At 63.2% G+C, this 20,953-nt stretch carries 22 protein-coding genes and 1 tRNA gene; 9 read left to right on the forward strand and 14 right to left on the reverse strand.

Annotated elements, in window-relative coordinates:
* The first annotated feature begins 79 nt into the window (after positions 1 to 79).
* Entirely contained in the window at positions 80 to 907 is an 828-nt protein-coding gene (locus BLR35_RS16530; protein WP_090384432.1) for a hypothetical protein, read from the forward strand.
* Positions 908 to 983: 76 nt separating this feature from the next.
* Here BLR35_RS16530 and BLR35_RS16535 read toward each other — a convergent pair whose 3' ends face one another.
* The 4 genes from BLR35_RS16535 to BLR35_RS16550 form a co-directional block, all read right to left on the reverse strand.
* Positions 984 to 1,631, reverse strand: a complete 648-nt coding sequence (locus BLR35_RS16535) for a hypothetical protein (RefSeq protein WP_090384434.1) — start codon at positions 1,629 to 1,631, stop codon at positions 984 to 986.
* Between the two features lie 113 nt (positions 1,632 to 1,744).
* Complete coding sequence (locus BLR35_RS16540; RefSeq protein ID WP_090384437.1) at positions 1,745 to 2,101, reverse strand: hypothetical protein; 357 nt, start codon at positions 2,099 to 2,101, stop codon at positions 1,745 to 1,747.
* Between the two features lie 55 nt (positions 2,102 to 2,156).
* Complete coding sequence (locus BLR35_RS16545; RefSeq protein WP_090384439.1) at positions 2,157 to 3,491, reverse strand: hypothetical protein; 1,335 nt, start codon at positions 3,489 to 3,491, stop codon at positions 2,157 to 2,159.
* Positions 3,488 to 4,138 carry a hypothetical protein gene (locus BLR35_RS16550; RefSeq protein ID WP_090384442.1) on the reverse strand — a complete coding sequence of 217 codons (651 nt, stop codon included), beginning with the start codon at positions 4,136 to 4,138 and terminating at the stop codon, positions 3,488 to 3,490. The genes BLR35_RS16545 and BLR35_RS16550 overlap by 4 nt, the downstream gene beginning before the upstream one ends.
* A 101-nt stretch (positions 4,139 to 4,239) precedes the next feature.
* Between BLR35_RS16550 and BLR35_RS16555 the strand changes: the two genes are divergently transcribed.
* The 3 genes from BLR35_RS16555 to BLR35_RS16565 all read left to right on the forward strand — a co-directional run bounded on the left by BLR35_RS16555 (position 4,240) and on the right by BLR35_RS16565 (position 7,881).
* Positions 4,240 to 5,355 carry a tRNA (guanine(26)-N(2))-dimethyltransferase gene (locus BLR35_RS16555; protein ID WP_090384445.1) on the forward strand — a complete coding sequence of 372 codons (1,116 nt, stop codon included), beginning with the start codon at positions 4,240 to 4,242 and terminating at the stop codon, positions 5,353 to 5,355.
* Positions 5,356 to 5,480: 125 nt separating this feature from the next.
* Complete coding sequence (locus BLR35_RS16560; RefSeq protein ID WP_090384447.1) at positions 5,481 to 6,824, forward strand: YihY/virulence factor BrkB family protein; 1,344 nt, start codon at positions 5,481 to 5,483, stop codon at positions 6,822 to 6,824.
* 97 nt (positions 6,825 to 6,921) lie between these two features.
* Entirely contained in the window at positions 6,922 to 7,881 is a 960-nt protein-coding gene (locus tag BLR35_RS16565; RefSeq protein ID WP_090384450.1) for a phosphatase PAP2 family protein, read from the forward strand.
* Positions 7,882 to 7,886: 5 nt separating this feature from the next.
* Here BLR35_RS16565 and BLR35_RS20900 read toward each other — a convergent pair whose 3' ends face one another.
* Both BLR35_RS20900 and glnA read right to left on the reverse strand, forming a co-directional pair.
* Positions 7,887 to 8,330 carry a DUF5680 domain-containing protein gene (locus BLR35_RS20900; protein WP_211704979.1) on the reverse strand — a complete coding sequence of 148 codons (444 nt, stop codon included), beginning with the start codon at positions 8,328 to 8,330 and terminating at the stop codon, positions 7,887 to 7,889.
* Between the two features lie 81 nt (positions 8,331 to 8,411).
* Positions 8,412 to 9,767 carry a type I glutamate--ammonia ligase gene (gene glnA, locus BLR35_RS16575; protein ID WP_090384452.1) on the reverse strand — a complete coding sequence of 452 codons (1,356 nt, stop codon included), beginning with the start codon at positions 9,765 to 9,767 and terminating at the stop codon, positions 8,412 to 8,414.
* A 126-nt stretch (positions 9,768 to 9,893) separates the two neighbouring features.
* Here glnA and lrp point away from each other — a divergent pair, with 126 nt between their 5' ends.
* Positions 9,894 to 10,355, forward strand: a complete 462-nt coding sequence (gene lrp, locus BLR35_RS16580; protein WP_090384455.1) for an HTH-type transcriptional regulator Lrp — start codon at positions 9,894 to 9,896, stop codon at positions 10,353 to 10,355.
* 18 nt (positions 10,356 to 10,373) lie between these two features.
* On the opposite strand, the gene BLR35_RS16585 is transcribed toward lrp, so the two are convergent.
* The 4 genes from BLR35_RS16585 to BLR35_RS16595 all read right to left on the reverse strand — a co-directional run bounded on the left by BLR35_RS16585 (position 10,374) and on the right by BLR35_RS16595 (position 15,459).
* Positions 10,374 to 12,311 carry an ABC transporter ATP-binding protein gene (locus tag BLR35_RS16585; RefSeq protein ID WP_090384457.1) on the reverse strand — a complete coding sequence of 646 codons (1,938 nt, stop codon included), beginning with the start codon at positions 12,309 to 12,311 and terminating at the stop codon, positions 10,374 to 10,376.
* Between the two features lie 99 nt (positions 12,312 to 12,410).
* Positions 12,411 to 12,554, reverse strand: a complete 144-nt coding sequence (locus BLR35_RS20800; RefSeq protein WP_170831063.1) for a hypothetical protein — start codon at positions 12,552 to 12,554, stop codon at positions 12,411 to 12,413.
* Positions 12,555 to 12,888: 334 nt separating this feature from the next.
* Entirely contained in the window at positions 12,889 to 14,541 is a 1,653-nt protein-coding gene (thsB, locus tag BLR35_RS16590) for a thermosome subunit beta (RefSeq protein ID WP_090384460.1), read from the reverse strand.
* A gap of 213 nt (positions 14,542 to 14,754) precedes the next feature.
* On the reverse strand, positions 14,755 to 15,459 hold the full coding sequence (locus BLR35_RS16595; RefSeq protein ID WP_090384462.1) for an SOS response-associated peptidase: 705 nt from the start codon (positions 15,457 to 15,459) through the stop codon (positions 14,755 to 14,757).
* A 157-nt stretch (positions 15,460 to 15,616) separates the two neighbouring features.
* On the opposite strand from BLR35_RS16595, the gene BLR35_RS16600 reads away from it, so the two are divergent.
* Positions 15,617 to 16,135: a GrpB family protein gene (locus tag BLR35_RS16600; RefSeq protein ID WP_090384464.1), complete on the forward strand. Its 519-nt coding sequence runs from the start codon at positions 15,617 to 15,619 to the stop codon at positions 16,133 to 16,135.
* A gap of 40 nt (positions 16,136 to 16,175) precedes the next feature.
* Here the strand turns inward: BLR35_RS16600 and BLR35_RS16605 are convergent.
* From BLR35_RS16605 to BLR35_RS16615, 3 genes are all read right to left on the reverse strand, one after another.
* Positions 16,176 to 16,256 (reverse strand) — tRNA-Ser (locus tag BLR35_RS16605).
* A 27-nt stretch (positions 16,257 to 16,283) separates the two neighbouring features.
* A complete protein-coding gene (locus BLR35_RS16610) occupies positions 16,284 to 16,538 on the reverse strand; it encodes a DUF7981 family protein (protein WP_090384466.1) in 255 nt (84 codons plus the stop codon).
* A 9-nt stretch (positions 16,539 to 16,547) separates the two neighbouring features.
* The gene (locus tag BLR35_RS16615; RefSeq protein WP_090384469.1) at positions 16,548 to 16,928 is read right to left on the reverse strand and encodes a Rid family detoxifying hydrolase; all 381 of its coding nucleotides are present in this window, start codon (positions 16,926 to 16,928) and stop codon (positions 16,548 to 16,550) included.
* A 172-nt stretch (positions 16,929 to 17,100) separates the two neighbouring features.
* Here BLR35_RS16615 and BLR35_RS16620 point away from each other — a divergent pair, with 172 nt between their 5' ends.
* The 3 genes from BLR35_RS16620 to BLR35_RS16630 are packed head-to-tail and all read left to right on the forward strand — an operon-like array spanning position 17,101 to position 19,681.
* On the forward strand, positions 17,101 to 17,991 hold the full coding sequence (locus BLR35_RS16620) for an ABC transporter permease subunit (protein ID WP_211704980.1): 891 nt from the start codon (positions 17,101 to 17,103) through the stop codon (positions 17,989 to 17,991).
* The gene (locus BLR35_RS16625; protein WP_090384475.1) at positions 17,988 to 18,995 is read left to right on the forward strand and encodes an ABC transporter ATP-binding protein; all 1,008 of its coding nucleotides are present in this window, start codon (positions 17,988 to 17,990) and stop codon (positions 18,993 to 18,995) included. Before BLR35_RS16620 ends, BLR35_RS16625 begins: the two co-directional genes overlap by 4 nt.
* The gene (locus BLR35_RS16630; RefSeq protein ID WP_090384478.1) at positions 18,992 to 19,681 is read left to right on the forward strand and encodes a DUF8130 domain-containing protein; all 690 of its coding nucleotides are present in this window, start codon (positions 18,992 to 18,994) and stop codon (positions 19,679 to 19,681) included. The genes BLR35_RS16625 and BLR35_RS16630 overlap by 4 nt, the downstream gene beginning before the upstream one ends.
* 6 nt (positions 19,682 to 19,687) lie before the next feature.
* Here BLR35_RS16630 and ilvA read toward each other — a convergent pair whose 3' ends face one another.
* Complete coding sequence (gene ilvA / locus BLR35_RS16635; protein WP_090384481.1) at positions 19,688 to 20,899, reverse strand: threonine ammonia-lyase; 1,212 nt, start codon at positions 20,897 to 20,899, stop codon at positions 19,688 to 19,690.
* Positions 20,900 to 20,953 lie beyond the last annotated feature (54 nt).

Raw genomic sequence — 20,953 nt, forward strand, 5'->3', positions numbered from 1 at the left:
GAATCCCTTCGACCGGTTACGTCCGACGAATCCACTACCGAAGAGTGGGTTTTACTTCGACTCACCTGAATCGAGGAGTATGTACGCCGTTCTCACCGACGACCCCGACCTCGCTCGAGCGGGGATCGGCGACCGCACCTACTACTTCGTCGAGTACGTCGACGGCACCACGAACGAACCGCTCGAGGGGACGGTCGCCTCTGTCGCCTGCTGGGGCGACACCGCGGCAGTCGAGGCTGATCCCGAGCGAGCAGCAGTCTCAGCCGACGGCACTCGCGCGACACCCGATTCCGAGGGACACCACTGGGGGACGGTCTGTCCGACCGATCCTGACTACCGTGCCGACCTGCTCGAGCGCCTCGAGGACCTCGAGGGTGACGTCCGACTCACGACGCTCGGCTTTCCCGGGGAGTCGTTCTGTCACTGCGATCGCTGCGACCGTCAGTTCGCCGAGAGCGAGCACGACGACCGTACGGCGTGGCGTTCGGCTGTCGTCACCGAGTTCGTCGCCGACGCTGCGATGCGGGTCGACGGCGAACTGACCGCGACGCTGTACCCCGATCCGTACCCTGGCCATCTCGAGGAGCGTGCCGGACTCGACGTGCAGGCGCTGGCCGAACACGTCGACGGCTTCCTCGTCCCGCTGTGTAGCCCAGGCTACGAGACGACCTACTGGCTCGAATCGCTCGCTCGCGGGTTCACTACCGAACTCGAGGGACTCGAGGTCGACCTCTCGATCCAGCTTTCGGCAGCCGAGATCGAACCCGAGCGACTCGCCGAGATCACGCGAAAACTCGAGGAGTACGCGGACGAGATCGTCTACGGGACGTATCCGGACGACGCCGAGGTCGTACAGCAGGTTCTCAACCGTGTTCGTGGGAAAGATACACCGAAAATGTCTGCCTGATGTAGAATCCAGTCGGTGGCAGATGGCGAATCCAGCAAGGTATCAAACTCCTGAATGAGTCGGAGCAGCTGTCTTCTCACTCCATCGTGAGCGACCACGGCCCGTCGGCTTCGATCGTCACGTATCCAATTCCGTCGATGTCGAACGTGGTTTCGCCTTCGAACTGTCCAATCTCGTTGAAGACGAGGTCCGAAAATTGCCCGTCCTGTGGAAGGACTTCGACGATGAAGTTCCCACTGCCTTCGTGAGTCCCGTTGGCCTGGCCGAGCCCCTCGAACAGGAACGGTCCGTCCCAGGCTGGTTCCTCACACTCTAGTTCTACCGGTAACGTATCGGCTTCCTCTTCCGTTGCACGCGGCTGTAGGATCTCGAGTTCCCATGCTCCATCGGCATCAATGTCTAACAGGTACGTCCCCGCTTCCGCGAGGACGCCAGATGCTCCGTCGAAGTCACCGACCACGTTGACCAGCAGTTCGCTGAGATCGCCGTCAGTCGGGATCAGTTCGACGATGAAATTCGATTCCCCGTCGTGGGCAGTCTCGGCAATTGTGACGCCACCTTCGAGTTCGAACTCGTCGCTGACGGTCGCTCCTGACCCTTCGAATTCGAGCGGCTCGGGTTCGTCTTGTAGGCTTTTCCGCTCCGAACTGGCGGTCACTCCGGTCGATCCGACGATCGATGGGATCAGCCCGGAACCGGCCGCGAGATAGTGTCGACGATGCATACGGGACGCTCCGCTCAGCCGGTACTTCAAAGCCTATTCATATCGAAACTGAAGCTCTTCACACCCAGATTTACGAATAATTGTACACGAGGTAGTGCCGATCTACGAAACGGCTACATGAACTCCCGAACGTCGGAGTACCACATATCGTGGTAGTCGACGTGTCCAATTCTGCGGGCGACGGCGACCGCGATCGCGTGCCAGCAGAGGTCCGTCGGATCCTCGGCGTCTAAATTGTACTCGCTGTCCTTGCAGGTACAGCCGCCGTTCTCGACGATGTACTCGTCCTCGTGGCCGACGACGATCGTGAAATCGCGGTAGGCCTTCACCCGGTTCTCGCTAACCGCCTCGATCGCCCGGACCCCGCGGTCGCCGTGGACGCGCGAGATCTGTTCGACGATATCCGGCGTTAGCTTGCCTGTCTCCTCGAGTTCGGCTTGCCAACGCTCGACGGGTGTGGCCTCGGGCACGTCCGGAACTGTGCACCGAACTGTAAAATCGGTTTGGTTGTCGGGCCTGGCGGAGTCATGGCAAGGCGTCGACGAACCACTCGGTCGCTCCCGGCAGCGCCCGTGCCCAGGCTGCGGCGTAGGCGTACTCGGCCGTCGTATACAGGACGGCACGATCCGAGGATCGATCGGCATCGCGCTCGAGTCGTCGATCCCCGCCCCGAATCGCCGAAATCGCCGTTCCGAGACTGCGGTCGACGAGATACGGGGCCGACGTCTCGCCGCGAGCCGTCCGGATCGCGTCTATCGCGTCCTGCTTCGCGCCCCGGACGTCGTCTGCGTCTTCGGGTCGCTCGAGGCCACCGTCGTCGACGATCGATCGCAGTCGTTCGATCGTCCGGCGACCCGTTTCGGCCGCGTGCAGCGACGTGAGCGCCCGGGCGAGTCGTCCGTTCTCGAGGCGGGCCGAGACGTCGTCGTAACTCGAGCGCGTCCGCCGGATCGCGCTTTCGCCCGCCCACTCCCGGGGCGTCCCTTCGACCGGTGCGTCGAACAGCTCTTCGGCTGGATCGCGGCTCTCGAGCGGCAGTCTCTCGACGCTCTCTTCGAGGTCGGTGAGGAGAGCCGACGCTGCCGATTCGAACTCGTCGTCGAACGCTCGCTCACCAACCTCGGCCTGTCGGTCGATAAGGTACTGTGCCTCCTCGAGCGACGCGGTTGCTCGTTCGTACCGGCTCGCGAGGTCGCCGACGGCCTCGACCGTCGACGCCCCCAGCATCGGTCGATAGGCGTTCTCGACGAACCTGCCTGCCGTGTCGAGTTCGCGCTCGACGACGCTGTAGACGACGACCGCGTACTGGGGCTCGTCGTCGGTTCCGAACCGGGTCAGTTCCGACTCGGTCCCAGACAGTTCGTCCTCGAGATCCGCCAACTGTTCTTCTACCTCGTCCGGCGTCAATCCGTCCGTCGCAGCCGCGTACGCGGCTTCGGCCTCCGCAGCCCGCCGCCGCGGAGAGCCGAGCGACGACAGTCGTGCGTAGTTCGTCGGCTCCTCCTCTACGTCCTCGAGCCCGTCTCGAGCGCGTTTCCGCGTCTCGTCGACGTAGTTTCGGACCGCTTCGTTGGGAATCTCCTCGACGAGTCCGGCGGGGCCCGGTATCGGCTCGAGCAGCGTTTCGACGCGATCGATCCCCTCCTCGACTCGTTCGTCGCTGACGTCGACCGGCAGTTCCTCGAGGCGTTCTGGCGGGTCGATTTCCGTGATCGACGTCAGTTCTGCTCCCGTAGCGTCGACCGCCGGGTGGTCGTCCTCGTCGAGCGAACTACAGCCCGCGAGAGCGACCGTCCCGATTGTCGCACCGAAAGCGACGCCGCGCTCGAGGAAGCGGCGACGGGAGCGATCGAGAGTCATTCGCGACCACCTTCGAGGTCTTCGGCCATCTCAGGCGGTACTCCACAGCTGCTACTTCTCCCCCGTCCGTGTCCGCTCGGCCGTTGCTCGTAGGCAATCGGCAACTCGAGGACGGTGACCTGCACCTGCTGGTCGTCGATCGAGCACGCGACGTCTGGCTCGCGTTTCGTCGTACAGAACTGGACGCGAACGCCGCTCTCGTCGTCGCTCGTATCGCGACGTTCGGCGTACTGGAAGGCCTGCCGGTGGCAGGCCGAGACGGTAGCCTGAACCACGAACCCACTCGCTTCCTCGTAGTCGATCTCGCGGAGCGCAGCCAGCGGATCCTCCGGTTCGTCCTCCCCGTCGCTGGCGACTGGCTCGTACTGCAACTCGAGGGCGTCGACGTACTCCGCTTCGAAGACGTAGGGGAGTCGCGAACGGCGTGAGACGGTGTCATTGTCGTTGTCTTCTCGTTCGACGACGGCCTCTCTATCGTTGGCGTCGAACCGGAACGTGTGGACGCCGACGCCGTCGATCACGTCGATCTCGTCGTCGGAGTCCGGCTCGTCTTCGGACGGATCGGTTCCGATACAGCCGCTGGCGAGCGCGAGCGCGCCGACACCGAGATGGAGGGCTCTGCGGCGCGTACACGGGGACTGGGGCATAGCGACTCCTTTCGAGGAATCGTGTAAGTATCTTTTCGTGATCGATCGCTGTCGGGCCGAGACCACGGCGCTTTTCGCCCCACCACGCCGAACCGTTTCGTATGCGCGTCACCGAGGGCGGGGTCGAACTCGAGGTCCCCGGCGAGCAAACTGAAGGGGTCGAGGAGTCGGTCTTCTACAACCCGAGACAGGAACTGAATCGCGATCTGACGATCGCGACGCTGCGGGCCTACCGCGAGCGCGAGGAACGGGCCGAGACGTACCTCGACGCGATGACGGCGAGCGGCATCCGCGGCGTTCGCGCTGCGGCCGACGGCTGGGACGTCACGTGCTGTGACGTCGACGAGGAGGCCGTCGAACTGGCCCGCGAGAACCTCGAACAGAATGGGCTCGAGGCAACCGTCGAACACCGCAACGTCAACGCACTCATGCACGACGAGGTGTTCGACGTGATCGACCTCGATCCGTACGGGACGCCGATGCCCTTTGGCGACGCCGCGTTCGCGAACTGCCGGGATCTGGTCTGCGTGACGGCGACCGACACCGCGCCGCTGTGTGGCGCTCACTTCAACAGCGGCGTCCGCTCCTACTCTGCCGTGCCGCGAAACACCGACTACCACCCCGAGATGGGCGTCCGAATCCTCCTTTCTGCGCTCGCCCGCAGCGCGGCGCGGTTCGACGTCGGCGTCCAGCCACTGCTCACCCACGCGACGAGCCACTACGTCCGGACCTACCTCGAACTCGAGCACAAGGCCACCTCAGCCGACGCTGCCGTCGACGAACTCGGCCACATCTATCACTGCGAGGACTGCACGTACCGCGAGGCCGACCCCGGGATGATCGCCGACCCGCTCGAAACCTGCCCGAACTGCGGCGGGAATCGCATGCTGACCGCGGGACCGGTCTGGCTGGCCCACACCTGCGACCCCGAGTTCGTCGCCGCGGTCCGCGAGGCGATTCCCGACTCCTTCGGCACCGCGGAGAAAGCCCGCGAACTCTGTGCGACGCTCGAGGCCGAACTCGACGAGCCGACCCACTACGACCAGCACAAACTCTGTCGCAACTGGGGGCTGCCCGCAAACGCGATGGACGACTTCCTCGCGGATCTCCACGACGCGGGATACGAGGCGTCGCGTGCCCACTACGGTGGGACGACGTTCAAGACGGACGCCTCGGTTACCCAGATCCGGGACGCAACCGAGAGCAACCTCGGCTGATACCGAGTACTGTACCGATTTAGCGGGGCAACCGCGACCTGTTGGCTGCTACGCCGGAACTGACTTCCAGTAGTTCGTCCCGCTCGGCCAGACGCTATTTGAAAGTTCACTCCTTCTAACCGGATGTGCTGAATCGACGCCGAGGAGAGCGGACCGTAGCAGGGTATGTCGCTCGAGCCGTCTTTATCGCCCGTAGCGAGCAGCTGACACTACTCGCGGCTGGCGTCGCGTTCTACGGTTTCCTTTCGCTCATTCCGCTCGTAATGCTCGCAGTCGGAGTCGCGGTGACCCTGGGCGGCGAGGACCTCGCTGCACGAGTCACGGAAGCTGGCAGTGAGTTCCTCACACCGTCAGCACAGGAGCTCCTCGCCACGACAGTCCTCGATGGGTCTGGACGACGGAGTGCGACCGTACTCGGCTCTGCCGGTCTGCTGTGGGGTGCCAGTCGCGCACTTCGTGGCCTCGATGGAGCGTTCTCGGCGGTGTATGGGACGACCAGATCGAAGTCGATGATCGATACGGTCCGCGATTCGACGATCGCGTTCGTCGTGATCACCCTCGGGCTGGCGGCCGTCGCTGCACTCGAGTTTTTCGTCGGGGCCGCTCCGTACATCCGGGTTGCGTATCTCGGTGACAGCTTCGTCGTGCTCGGACTCGCAGTCACCTTTCTGCCGCTGTACGTCCTCTTTCCCGGCGAACCCGTCGAGATTCGAGAGGCGATCCCGGGAACGATGATCGCCGCAGTCGGCTGGTTCGCCCTGACCCGTCTCTTTTCTCGGTACGCCTGGATCGCGGCCGAATACACCGTCTACGGTGCGCTCGGCGCGGTCTTTTTCGTTCTCATCTGGATGTACGCCAGTGCGATGCTCCTCATCTTCGGCGCGATCTGCAACGCCGTTCTCGCCGGTCGTGAAGTGGACCGGCAGCTACAAAGTCCCGGCGCGCGACAGGTTCGAACAGGAGCGATGGTCGACGACGCCACGAGTGCCGACGACGGGACCGAGAATACCGGAGACGAAACCGGAACGGGCGGGGAGACGGATCCACGTTCGGACGCGAGCGCCGCGTCGACCGCCACGTCCCGCACTCGAGATCGATCGGACGATCCCGAGGCGCTCCGGGAGGAGATCGAACGGCTCCGGGACCGCGTCGACGAGTTCGAATCCAGCGTCGAATCGCGGACCGTCGAGAAGTCCTCTCTCGAGAGCGACCTCAAACGCTACGTCCGGCGTCGAATCTACCGGGGCCACGCCCGCGACTGGGGGCCGTACCTCGTCTTGCTGTACGGTACCGCGATGGCTATCGGGGCGTTTTACTACCTCGAGGGTGGGTGGGCGATCCTCGCGATGTTCGTCGTCTGGACGTCGACGCTCGGCGTCTACGCGCTCATGGTCCTGTTCGGTGCGGTACTGTCCGTGCTGGGCGTTCCGGGGCGACTCCGGGATCGGGTCAGTGACTGGCGGTCCTGACATGATGTCTGGTTCGCTGGCCCGTTTGCCTCGCCACACGTGTTCGTATCCTAACTAGTCGGTGGCTATAATATCGTGTCCGTACTACGGCCGCCCGATGTGGTTCGAGTCGACACAGGTCGAGACCGTTAGAGACGCGTTCCCCGAGTGGATGGCCTTTCTCTTCGCGTTCTTCTCCTACCTCGGGAGCGTCTGGTTCGTCGCGCCTGCGGTCGTCCTCGCGTTCTGGTTCTGGGATCGCCACCGTTTTGGCTACTGGCTCGGCGTCGTTATGGGCGGCTACGCGATCATGGTCGCTCTCAAGAGTTTCTTCTCGATCGCTCGCCCCGGCGTCGGTCCCGCGATCACACCCGACTCCCTCCCGACCGTTCTGGCACTCCTCTACGCCCCGGCCGTCGAAATCCACACGACGACGTTCCCCAGCGGCCACGCACTCGCCGGCACGATCGTCTGGACGATGCTCGCCCTCGAGGTCGATGTCGGGACTCGAGTCCAGCGACTGGTCGTCGCGGCGACGATGATCGCTCTCGTCTCGTTCTCGCGGATCGGAGCGGGCGTTCACTACCCGATCGATGTCGTCGCCGGCGTCGCCGTCGCCGTCGGCTACCTGGCGCTCGTCCTGTGGCTGCGCGAACGGATCACCGGCTGGCCCGCGCCGTGGCGACGCTCGAGTCGGGCGTCTTCGCCCACCCGAACGCTGGACCTGCGCCAGGCCGCGACCGCCGTCTTCGCGACTGCCGGTGTCCTCTCCGTGCTGGCCTTGCGAGCGGGTGGGGGGACCGATGCAGCGGCGTTGCTCGGCGGCTCGATCGGTGCCGTTCTCGCCTGGGAGTACGCGAGGCCGGCCCGTCAGCCGTGGTCGCTGTCGCTGCGTCGCGTCGGCCAGGCGGTGGTCGGCATCGGGACGCTCGCCGTCGTTGCGCTCGTCTTGCTGGTCACCGACGCCGTCGTCGTCTGGTTCCTCGTCGGCGTCGCCGGCGGAGCGACTGTCGTCGCTTTGCCGCGGCTGGTCTCACTGGCCTCGATCTCCGCGGTTCGGCCGGACGTCGCCGGCTGACCCCATCAGTCGACGCGGCCACCGGCGAAAGTACCGCGGTAGACGACCGTCTCACTGTTTTGGATGTGTTCTTCGCCTTCGAACCGCTGGAGATCGCCGTCGACCGAACTCGAGTACGTCATCTCGTCACCCTCGTACGCCGCTGGACCCCGGTACGGTCGATCCGTCGTCGCCTGCTCGAGTGCTTCACGGAGAACGGCGTACACGTCGTTCGGATCCGCGTCTTCGCGAACGACGTCTCCGTAGTAACTCATTCCCCAGACGGGCCGACCGTCGCGGGTGACGACCTCGTGTCCGACGAACGCCGTCGATCCGTAGTACTGATCGCGATAGCCGTACTCGCCACGCCCGTACGTGATGACCTTCTCCCCGTCTGGTCCAGGATCCGCCTGAGTAGTAGCGTAGCCGTTCCTGTGTGCCTCGACGATAAACGCCGCGAGGTTCGTCATATATCTCGTACAAGATACTCGACTGATAGGTTACCGGTACGGCCACGCGAAAAGCGGTGAACCACTCGAGAGCAGCGAGTTTCAGAACGTCTCGAGGTAGCGATCGAGTTCCCACTGGGAGACGTCGATCAGGTACTCCTCGAACTCCTGGCGCTTGGCTTCGACGAACTTCGGCGCGACGTGATCGCCCAGCGCGTCGTAGACGACGTCGTCGTCCTCGAGGGCGTCGACGGCCTCACCGAGATTCGACGGCAGCGTGTCGATACCGTACTCTTCGCGGGTCTGTTCGTCGAACTCGTAGATGTTCTCACGGACCGGATCGGGACACTCGAGGTCGTTCTCGATGCCGTCGAGACCGGCGTGGATCATGGTCGCGATGGCGAGATACGGGTTACACGACGGGTCGGGCGAGCGCAGTTCGATACGGCTCGCCGCGGGAACGCGGGCTGCGGGCTTGCGGATCAGCGACGATCGGTTGCGGTCCGACCAGGCGACGTAGACAGGCGCCTCGTAACCCGGAACCAGTCGCTTGTAGCTGTTGACGGTCGGGTTCGCGACGGCGGTGATCGCCGGCGCGTGCTCGAGAACCCCTGCGAGGAACGACTTGGCGGTGTCCGAGAGGTCGAACTCGTCGTCCCCGTCGTGGAACGCGTTCTCACCGTCGTCCGTGAACAGCGAGATGTGGGTGTGCATCCCCGAGCCGTTGATCTTCGGGATCGGCTTGGGCATGAACGTCGCGTGGTAGCCGTGTTCGGAAGCGATGGCACGGACGACAGTACGGAAGGTCGCGACGTTGTCCGCGGTCGCGAGGGCGTCGTCGTAGGTGAAATTGATCTCGTGCTGTCCCTGGGCGACCTCGTGGTGGCTGGCCTCAACCTCGAAGCCCATGTCCTCGAGACCGTAGATGATGTCTCGCCGAACGTCCGAGGCGAGGTCTTTCGGCGCGAGGTCGAAGTAACCGCCAGCGTCGTTGGTATCAGTCGTCGCGCGGCCGTTCTCGTCCTCCTCGAAGAGGAAGAATTCGGGTTCGGGCGCGGCGTTGACCGTGTAGCCCATGTCTTCGGCGCGCTCGAGGGCGCGTTTGAGGACGTGACGCGGGTCGCCCTCGAACGGTTCGCCCGACGTGGTGTCGTAGACGTCACAGATCATCCGGGCGGAGCAGCCGTCTTCGCGGTCCCGCCAGGGGAGAATCGCAAACGTCTCCGGATCGGGAACTAAACGCATGTCCGATTCCTGAATGCGGACGAACCCCTCGATCGACGAGCCGTCGAAGTAGATCCCTTCGGTAAACGCTTTCTCGGCCTGGCGCGCGGGCACCGAGACGTTCTTGACGGTGCCGAGAATGTCGGTAAACTGCAGACGAAGGAAATCGATCTCTTTCTCCTCGATTTCGTCGAGTACTGCCTGTTCGGCAGCACTGATGTTTCCGCTTGTCATCCGTATTGTCGTGGTACCCTCGGATCTCCCCTACTAAAACCCTACTGTTCTAAGCAAATCTTCTCTTCACCGGCCGGAATTGTATATTCGTAAATTTCTAAAGGGTGGGATTAGTTGGTACACGTGATGACGTACGAAAATCTCGACGCGAAACTAGTGAATGCACTCCTCGGTGACGGCCGTGCGAGTCTCCGCAGCCTCGCCGAAGAGCTGGACGTCTCCGTTACTACTGTCTCCAATCATCTCTCCGACCTCGAAGACGAAGGCGTCATCGAGGGGTACACACCGCGGCTGGACTACGACGCGGTCGGCTACGACGTCACCGCCGTCATCCAGTTGCAGGTCGAGGGGAACGCCCTCCCCGACATCACGGACACGCTCCGTGACCACCGCCAGATGACCAGCGTCTACGAGGTCACGGGAGACTACGACGTGATCGCCATCGGCAAATTCAAAGACACCGATGGGATGAACGACCAGATCAAGGAACTGCTCACCGACCCCGACATCAAGGCATCGAACACGAGCGTCGTTCTCAACGCCGTCTCCGAGAACGAACAGTTCGAACTCGATATCGACGACACCTGATCTCCGCTCTGTCACTCCTTACTCGTCGCCGAAGACGTCTCCGCCGTCTACTGCTGTTCGCTGTGATCCCGTCTGTGCCCGCCACAGCGTCGCGTACCGGCCGTCGGCCTCGAGTAGCTTCTCGTGATTGCCTCGTTCGACGATTTCGCCGTCGGCCATTACAAGGATCGTATCGGCGTCTCTGACCGTCGAAAGCCGGTGGGCGATGGCGAACGTCGTCCGATCCTCGGTGAGCCGGTCGATCGACTGCTGGATGAGCAGTTCCGTCTTCGTGTCGACCGCGCTGGTCGCCTCGTCCAGAATCAGAATTTCGGGATCGGCCAGCACAGCGCGTGCGAGCGCAATTCGCTGGCGTTGCCCGCCAGAGAGCTTGATCCCGCGTTCGCCGACGCGGGTCTCGTAGCCGTCCTCGAGGTCGGTGATGAACTCGTGGGCCTGGGCAGCCCTGGCAGCCTCTTCGACTGCCTCGTCGGGTGCGTCGAAATGGCCGTACCGGATGTTGTCCGCGATCGTGCCGTCGAAGAGGAAGGTGTCCTGGCTCACGTAGCCGACGGCCGACCGGAGATCCGAGAGGGCGACCTCGCGGATGTCGTGGCCGTCGATCCGGATCGAGCCTTCCTGGACGTCGTAGAGCCGGAGCAGGAGTTTGATGATCGTCGACTTCCCCGCGCCAGTCGGACCGACGAGCGCGACGGTCTCGCCCGGTTCGGCCTCGAAGGAGACGTCCTCGATGACGGGTTCCTCGAACGCTTTCTCCTCGTCGTCCCCGACCGTCTTCCGTCCCTCCGCGTCGGCGTAGCTGAAGGAGACGTTCTCGTACTCGACGCGGCCGCGAACCGGCTCTATGTCGGCTGGATCGTCCGGATCGTCGATGGCGACCGGGATGTCCATCAGGCCGAAGATGCGCTCGCTCGAGGCCTTCGCGTTCTCGTACTGGTCGACGATGTTCGAGACCTCCGCGAGCGGGTCGACGATCCGCTGGGTGAGCATGAGGAAGACGACGAAGTCACCCACCGAGAGCGTCCCGGTGAGCGGCCCCGGCGCGGTTCCCGTCGCCAGCCAGAGCCCGCCGACGAGGAAGGTCGCGGCGAAGGCGACGCCGGCGAGCAACTCCATCCCTGGTCGGTAGACGTAGCTCAGCTTGAGCACGTCCATCGTCCGATCGAACAGGTTCTTCGAGGACGTGCGGACGCGACCGACCTCGTAGGACTCGCTCGAGGTCGTCTTCGTCAGCCCCATTCCGGCGATAGCGTTCTCGAGGCGAGTGTTCAACCGGCCGACGGCGGACCGCTGGCGGACGTACCGCGGTTCGACGACGCGCATGAACCAGATCGTAAACCCGACCATCGCCGGCACGGCAAACAGGGTGACGACGGCGAGTTGCCAGTTCAGGTAGAAGAGAACGGCCGTGATCCCGCCGACCATCACGATCAGTCGCGCGGAGTTCATGAGCGCGTTGTCGAGGAACCGCTCTAAGTTCTGGGTGTCGTTGTTCAGCACTGCCATGACCTCGCCGGTCTGTTTTTCGTCGAAAAAGGACATGTCCAGCCGCTGCATCTTCCGGAAGGAGTCGACCCGGACGGTGTGCATCACGTCGTGAGCGAACAAGTTGGCGGTGACGCCGTAGATCCAGGTGAAAACCGCCACCACGAGGAAGGCGACGATAATCGAGACGATGACGAACCAGAACTGGGCCATCTGCTCGGCCGGCAGCCAGGCGTCGGGTACGAGCGGCAACTCGAACGCCCCGGGGTTTTCGTTGAACACTGCGTCGATGGCGACCCCGAGCAACAGCGGTGGCACGAGACTCGCCATCCGTGCGACGAAGTTCGCGACCATCCCGGCCGTAAAGTACCCCAGTCGGCCGGGCGCATACTCACGGAACAATCGTATCAACGGCCGATCGACGTCCTCGCGGTAGGCGTCGAACGGCGTCTCGTCGTCGTTGGTACTCACTGCCACGCCGGTATCGTTTCGAAACGTAAGTCTCCCTCGGTTCGTACCGGAATCCGTGAGTGTTCCGTTCGAGAACCAAATCTGCAGTGAGAGAACTCCTTAACTCCGGATGTACAGCACAGTTACGCCGATCACGAGGAACAGCAGTCCCCACCACAGCGAGTCGCCGGGCAGGACTTTCAGGATTAGGGTGACGATACCGGACGAAATCAGGGACCAGCCGAGTGTTGTCTGGAAGGCCATAGCCGGCATACGACGGCGAGCACAAAAGGTCACCGGCTTGCCAGAAGCAACGGTGGGTGCGCTACTCGAGCGATACATTTCCGTCGACAGGCAGACACTTGCCAAAATAATCTGTCGGCGAGCGAGCGGTTCGAAGAACCCGAGTGGAGCGCGGTTCGGAGCCCGAAGGGCGAGAACCGCGGAATGCGAACGGGCGGAGCCCGTGAGCGACGCCGTTCACCGCGAGCGCTTTCAGGCGCTCGCGGGTCGACGAGCGACGATCGGGAGCGAGGAGACTTTTGTACTAAATTTTGCCGAGGGCCGCCGTCGGCGGCCCGCAGAGCAAAATTTAGTCCTACATCATGCCGCCCATGCCGCCGCCCATGCCGCCCATGCCGCCACCGGGCGCGCCGCCTTGTTCGTCGTCGCCCTTGTCGGTCGACAGGTCACCGGCGGAGATGATGTCGTCGATTTTGAGGACGAGGTTGGCGGCTTCGGAGGCGGATGCGACGGCCTGTTCTTTGGCGTGGGCCGGTTCGACGACGCCTGCCTCGAAGGTGTCCTCGATGTCGCTCGAGAAGACGTTCAGTCCGGCCTTGACGTCGCCGTCTTCGTGGGCTGCACGGAGGTCGACGAGCGTGTCGATGGAGTCGAGGCCGGCGTTCTCGGCGAGCACGCGCGGGACGAGCTCGAGCGAGTCGGCGAACGCTTCGACGGCCAGCTGTTCGCGGCCGGAGACGGAGTCGGCGTAGTCACGGAGCCGGGAGGCGAGTTCGACTTCGATTGCGCCGCCGCCGGCGAGGACGCGGCCGTCGGAGACGGTCTGGGCGACGACGTCGAGTGCGTCGTTGACGCCGCGCTCGAGTTCGTCGACGACGTGGTCGGTCGAGCCACGAAGCAGGAGGGTGACGCCGTGGGCATCGTCGCCTTCGACGTAGAACATGCCGTCGTCCTCGTCGCGAGTGACGTCGCCGTGACCGAGGTCCGCGGCGGAGGCACTCGAGAGGTCGGAGACGATCGCCGCGTTGACGACTTCCGAGAGGAACTCGAGGTCGGACTTCTTGGCGCGGCGGACGGCGAGGATGCCTTCCTTGGCGAGGTAGTGCTGGGCGAGGTCGTCGATGCCCTTCTGGCAGAAGACGACGTCGGCACCGAGGTCGGCGATCTGCTGGACCTTCTCTTTGAGCTGTTCCTCTTCGCGGTCGAGGAACTTCTGGAGCTGGTCGGGGTCGGTGACCGAAACTTCGGTGTCGACGTCGGTCTCCTCGACCTCGATCGGGTCGTTCAGCAGGAGAATGTCGGCGTCTTCGGCCTCGACGGGCATGTTGTCGTGGACCGGATCCTTGTCGACGATGCCGCCCTCGAGGAGGTCGGACTCGTCGACGCTACGGCCGGTCTGGGTCTCGATGTTGAGGAACTCGAGGTCGACGACGTTTTCGCCGGCGTCGTTCTCGACGGTGACGGCGCGGACGGCGTCGACGATCAGCTGCGAGAGGTGTTCCTTGTTGACCTCGGCGCCCTTGCCGGTCATCGAGGTCTCGGCGGTCTTGCGCAGGAGTTCCTCGTCGCTGGTGTCGATATCGGTGGCGATGTCGTCGATCTCTTCACGGGCCTGCTCGCTGGCGAGGTGGAAGCCCTTGATGATTGCCGTTGGGTGAATGTCCTGCTCGAGGAGGTCCTCGGCGTTCTTGAGGAGTTCGCCGGCGATCGCGACGGCGGTCGTGGTGCCGTCACCAGCTTCGTCTTCCTGGGTTTCGGCGACCTCGACGATCATCTCGGCCGTCGGGTTGTCGATGTCCATCTCTTCGAGGATGGTGACGCCGTCGTTGGTGATCGTCACCGATCCCATCGAGTCGACGAGCATCTTGTCCATCCCTTTCGGACCGAGCGTCGAGCGGACGGCCTCGGCGACCGCTCGCGCTGCGGAGATGTTGTAGTCCTGCGCGTCTTTGTCCTTGACGCGCTGGGAGTCCTCGCTCATTACGATCATCGGCTGACCCTGCTGCATTCGCTGGCTCATAGTCAAGCGAATCATTGATTGTCCTTCTACATAAAAGTACTGCTCTTCGGGGTTCGTGTCGTTCGTCGACCGACGAATCTACAACGTCGAAATCGCCATAGTGCGTACGAGTTGTACACTTGTATTGCGGTGTGGTACCGTCACTCGAGATCGTGTTCGCGGCCGGCCATTCCGCTATATTTAAGTGCGCTGGATTGTGGTTCAGGATTCGATCGGCTCGAGCAGCGACGGTTCGTCCGTCGACGGATCATTGACTGCCCTCGAGACCGGGTACGCCCGCATCTCGTCCGCTGGATAGGGCTCGAGGAGGTCTTTCGGATCGTCCCCCATGAGCCACTCCCGTTCGTCACCGGGCTCGAGGATTACCGCCATCCGGTGGTGGAGATCCCCGACCAGATCGTTCGGTTCCGTCGTGACGACCGTGAACGTCTCGAGCGGGTCGTCGTCCCTGCCCGCATCCGCGCTGCCGCCGCCGAACGCCTCGAGTCCGGCCTGGGTCGTCTCCTCGTCGGGTTCCCAGCGCTCCCACAGCCCCGCCATCGCGAACGGTCGGTCGTCCTCGAGGGCGACCCTGTAGGGTTGTTTCCCGTCCTCGGTCTCGACCCACTCGTAGAAGCCGTCCGCGGGCACGAGACATCTGCGCTGTTCGTAGGCTTCCCGAAAACTCGGCTTCTTGTTGATCGTCTCCGCACGCGCGTTGATGATCCCGCCAGTGTCGTCGTCGGCCCACGACGGAACCAGTCCCCACTCGAGGCGCTGGACTGTCTCGGGCTCGGCGTCGGTGATCACCGGCAGCCGCTGGCCGGGTGCAGCGTTGTAGCGGGGCGAGAACTCCTCCTCGAGGGTTGCGTCGAATCGTTCCTCGAGGTCGTCGGACTCGAGGGTGAGAGTGTACCGGCCGCACATGGGCGAAGTTTCGTGCTCCTCGGTCAAACGGATTCCGCTCGGCCCACGAAATGTACAGTTGTATTTCTGGAGGCTTATTGCACCCTCAGTCGATAGATTCCTCGCGTGCATTGATCGGTCCAAAGACATATACACACAACTCTAATTTCTGGAATCAATGGTCGGGTTAGAACGAGGAACCGTCGAACTGGAGCCGTATCGAAAAGAATGGGTGGACCTCTACGAAGAGGAAGCAGAGCGACTACAGAATATTGCGAATGACTGGTTCCTCGATTTCGAACACATCGGTAGTACCGCCATCGAGGGGATGCTGGCGAAGCCGATAATCGATATCCTCGCCGTCGTCGAAACACTAGACGAAACGGAAGACCTCATATCCAGACTCGAAGACCATAAGTACGAATATCGCCCTGAAGACGTAGAAGGACGGCTCTTTTTCGCCAAAGGGCCACACACGAACCGCACGTACTACCTTTCGGTTACGGAGCGAGGAAGCGACTTCTACGAAGAGAAAATCGCCTTCAGAGATTATCTCCGCGACCATCCAGAAATCGCTGCCCAGTACTCTTCACTGAAGAAACGATTGGCCGAAACGTACCCCGAGAACAGAGAGCAGTATACCGCCGCGAAAGGCGACTTTATTCAGGACGTTCTCGAACGAGCGATGAATAGCTAATCGCGTTGCTCGCGACACTTCCGAGTGTTAAGTACGAAAACGCCAGGACTGGGATTTGAACCCAGAATCCCAAAGGGAACACGCTTTCCAGGCGTGCGCCTTACCGTTCGGCCATCCTGGCTCGAGTAAACGTAACCACGTCGGTCGTTTAACTCTTACTTTTACTGTCGCCGCCGTGTGACTCGGTTTCGTCCGCCACGCGGCGTGCCGACCACGCGGCGATCCGGTGCTCGAGGGCGTACGCACTCACTGCCGTTGCCGCACCCACGAGGACGGCGACGGCACCGCCCTGCGTGATCGTCACCAGTGGCTCGACGACCAGGGCGTAGCCCTGGACCAGCACCAGAAACGCCATGAAGCCGACCGCGCCCCACAGGAGTGCAGATTTGGTGCGTGGCTCCATCGGTCGGCGTTACTCGACGGTCGCGATCGCTTCGATTTCGACGCCGACGCCCTTGGGGAGTGCGGCGACCTCGACGGCGCTACGGGCCGGGGGTTCGTCGTCGAAGTAGCTACCATAGGTCTCGTTCATCTCGTCGAAGTCCTCGATGTCGTCGAGGAAGACGCTCACCTTGAGCACGTCGTCGATGCTCGCACCTTCTTCCTCGAGGATGGCGGTGAGGTTGTCCAGGGCCTGTTCGGTCTGGGTCGCGATGGACTCGTCGTCGAGCAGGTCACCGTCGGGCGTCATCGGAATCTGGCCGGCGGTGAACATGACGTCGCCGTTGGTCGTCGCCTGGCTGTACGCGCCGACGGCTGCGGGAGCCTCGTCGGTTTCGATGATTCGTTTCATACACGGGATGACTCTCCAACACGTCTTAAAACCAGACGAAATCCAGTGCCAGGGTTAGATCGTCGAACATTCGCAAGCGGTTACCGAACTCGGTTGTCGTTTTGTCTCACCCGTGTTCCCTGTCGGAAAACGCCCGTCTGGGTTTATATGCAGGTCGTGAGCAGTGTCGGTAATGCGATGGCTCCCGCTCGCGCGCGAGGAGTGTAAAGCCCTGCTCTCTACCAAGGGCGTCTGGCTGCTCGCGCTCGCGCTTCCGCTCTGGACGTATCGACCGGATTACACCGCCTGGGCGGAACTCGGTCCCGACATGACGATCGGGTTCGTCCAGTACAGTGCCGCGTTTCTGCTTCCGATCGCCGCGATCGCACTCGGATATCAGACGATCGTCGGCGAACGAACGTCCGGAAGCCTGCAGTTCGTCCTCGGACTCCCTCTCACGCGCGGTGACGTCCTTCTGGGGAAGCTCGTCGGGCTGACAGTCGGCATCGCGATCCCGATGCTGCTTGCACTCGGCCTCGTCACGCTCGTCGGCGTCGTCCGATTCGGCCTGTTCTCTCCACTGCGGTATCTCGCCGTAATTCTCGTCACGCTGGCGTATCTCGCGGTGCTCGTCTCGATCGTCGTTAGTGTCTCGGCATTGGCTGGCCGTGCGGCTACTGCTGCCGTGACGCTGTTCGTCGGCCTCTTCCTGCTACTCGAGTTTCTCTGGCAGATGCTATCACCGATGCTGTACTCGCGGCTCACGGGCACCCCTGTCGATCCGTACGATCCACCGGCAGAGGGTGGACTGTTTCTTCTGGATCGCCTCTCGCCGGGCGGGGCGTACAACACTGTCACGAACGGGATTTTAGACACCGGCAACTCCGCGTGGCACTACTCGAGCGTCCTGAGCGAAATACAACCTAACGTCTCGTCGAACGCGCTCGTCGTCGATACCGCGTTCGACCCGGGGACCGTCCCGCTGTATCTCCACGAAGCGGGTGGCCTGGTTATCCTCGCCGCCTGGGGGCTGGTACCGCTTGGAATCGCCTACCTCCGTTTCGATCGCGGTGATCTCGTATGAGTTCGAACGACCTCGACCCGGCCATCGACACCGATCGACTGACGAAACGCTACGGCTCCAAGGCAGCCATCGAAGATCTCTCGCTCACCGTCGAATCGGGCGAAATCTACGGCTTCCTCGGGCCGAACGGTGCCGGCAAGTCGACGACGATCAACCTCCTGATGGACTACGCGCGCCCGACGGAAGGTTCGTGTCGCGTCCTCGGGATGAATCCCCGCGACGACGTCGTCTCGGTCCACCAGCAGGTCGGCATCCTGCCGGACGGCTTCAGCGTCTACGAGAACCGGACCGGCCACGACCACCTGCGGCTTGTCATCGACACGAAACGGGCCGACGACGACCCGGAACGCCTGCTCGAGCGCGTCGGCCTCGCGGATGCGATCGACGACAAGGCGGGGAGCTACTCCCGCGGGATGCGCCAGCGACTCGCGCTCGCGATGGCACTGGTCGGCGAACCGGACCTGCTGATTCTCGACGAGCCGTTCTCGGGGCTCGATCCCCACGGCGTCCGGACGGTCCGCGAGATCGCACACGCGGAGAACGACCGCGGCGCGACCGTCTTCTTCTCGAGTCACGTCCTCGGGCAGGTCGAACTCGTCTGCGATCGGATCGGCATCCTCCACGAGGGTCGACTCGTCGCGGAGGGAACGGTCGAGGAACTGCGAGCGAACGCACCCGTTGCGACGGAACTCGAGTTAACGATCGATGGCGATTCCGATCGGGCACGCCGGACGGCGGCCGCAGTCGACGGCGTTACCGACGCGTTCCTGGACTCGCCGACAGATGCTTCGTCCGACGCCGATACTGCTGGCGGTCGACTGACCGAAACAGCGGCCGAGTCGATGACCGTCCACCTCGAGTCGCCGGAGCGACGCGAAGCAGTCGTCGCCGCGATCGAGGACGCCGGCATCCGCGTCGAGCGAACGAGCGTCGACGAGCCGTCGGTCGAGTCGCTGTTCGTCGCGTACACCGACGACGGATCGAACGGAGGTGACCGAGAATGAACGGCGACGACCCCTCCCGTGGCCCGTCCATTCGTCGCCGTACGCTGCTCGGCGTCGTCGCCGGCTCGACTACCGCCCTCGCGGGCTGTATGGCCGACTCCGAGTACGAGATCGGCGCTGTCGAGACCCACTCGAGTCCGGACGAGTTGCTCTCGTTCGATCTGGACGTACTGGATCCGGAGATCCGGGTCGATTCACCCGGCGTGATCGAACTTACTACCGAGAACGACGGTGACGAGCAACTCGAGATCGCGAGTCGAGGCGTTCGACCGTACGGTATCCTCGAGTTACGTGGTGAGCCGGAGGGGTATCCGGGCGAAGCACGGATCCGCCTGTGGAGCGACGAGTACGAGGAAAGCGACCACGTCGACGTCCGTCCCAGCGGGATGGGTCTCGACGGTGAGGAACTCATCATGACGCTTTCACCCGGCGAAACGACGTCGTTCGCGTACGAGATTCACGGCGACGATATCGGGCCGACCGGCACGTACGAACTCGCCGCTGGGCTCGGCAACGAGGATATCGTCACGTATCGACGTCCGGACGGGACGAACGACGAGGAGACGGGAACTGGCGAGTCCGAGAACGAGGAAAACGAGGAGGACGGGAGCAGGGTGGCTGGAACTGGCGTTACTCCTCGAATCGAAGTCACGGTCGACTCTCGGAGTCGGATTCCGTTCCGCTGAGTCGTGTTAGGCCAGTACGTCGACCTCGTAGCCGGCCTCCCGGAGGTCGGCGAGGAACTCCTCGACGTGTTCGGGGCCGCGCATCTCGAGTTCGATCTCGACTTCGGCGTCGTTCAGTTCGACGCCGCGGGAGGTCCGGTCGTGGTGGATCGCGTAGATGTTCGCCTGGTGAGCGGTAAAGATATCGAGCAGTCCTTCCAGGGCACCCGGCTGGTCGGTCAGGACGGTCCGGATCTTCAGGTAGCGGCCGGTCTCGAGCAGTCCGCGGACGATGACGTTGCTGAGCGTGTTGAGGTCGATGTTGCCGCCACAGATCGCCGGGACGATCGTCTCGTCCTCGTCGTAGTCGAACCTCTCGAAGAGGACGGCTGCGAGCGGGACCGCGCCCGCACCCTCGACGACCGTCTTCGAGCGCTCGAGCAGGTGGACGATGGTCATGGCGATTTCGGGATCGGAGACGGTGACGACCTCGTCGACGCGCTCCTGAATGTGCGGGAACGTCTGCTCGCCGACGCTGCGGGTGGCGATCCCGTCGGCGATCGTGTCCACCCCGTCTATCGTCACTCGCTCGCCTTTCTCGAGGGAGGGGGCGGCACTGGAAGCACCCTCGGCCTGGACGCCGACGACGCGTACGTCGGGCTTTTTCCCCTTGATCGCCGTCGCGATCCCGCTGATGAGGCCGCCACCGCCGATCGGAACGACGACGGTCTCGACGTCCGGACAGTCCTCTAGAATCTCGAGGCCGATCGTCCCCTGGCCGGCCATCACGTCCTCGTCGTCGAAGGCGTGGAGGTAGGTCATCCCCTCCTCGCGTTCGATCTCGTGGGCGCGCTCTGCGGCCTCGTTGTAGTCGCTGCCCTCGAGGACGACCTCCGCGCCGTAGTTTCTGGTCGCTTTCACCTTCGAGATCGGCGCGTGTTTGGGCATGACGATCGTTGAGTCGACGCCCGCGCGACTGGCTGCGAGTGCGACGCCCTGGGCGTGGTTGCCCGCGCTCGCGGTGACGACGCCGGCTTCTTTCTGCTCTTCGGAGAGCGTCGCGATCCTGTTCGTCGCGCCACGGATCTTGAAGGCGCCCGTCCGCTGGAAGTTCTCCAGTTTCAGGTGGACCTCCGCGCCGGTCATCGAAGAGTAGGTGTGTGAGTAGTCCAGTGGCGTGTGCCGGGCAGTCTCCCGTACCCGTTCGCGTGCTTCGAGAACGTCCGAGAGTTCGATCATACGTCCGACTATTCGCCGGGTCTCGTAATATTGTTGGGATCACATCCGGATAGT

It is taken from the genome of Natronobacterium texcoconense (genome assembly GCF_900104065.1).
Lineage (GTDB): Archaea > Halobacteriota > Halobacteria > Halobacteriales > Natrialbaceae > Natronobacterium > Natronobacterium texcoconense.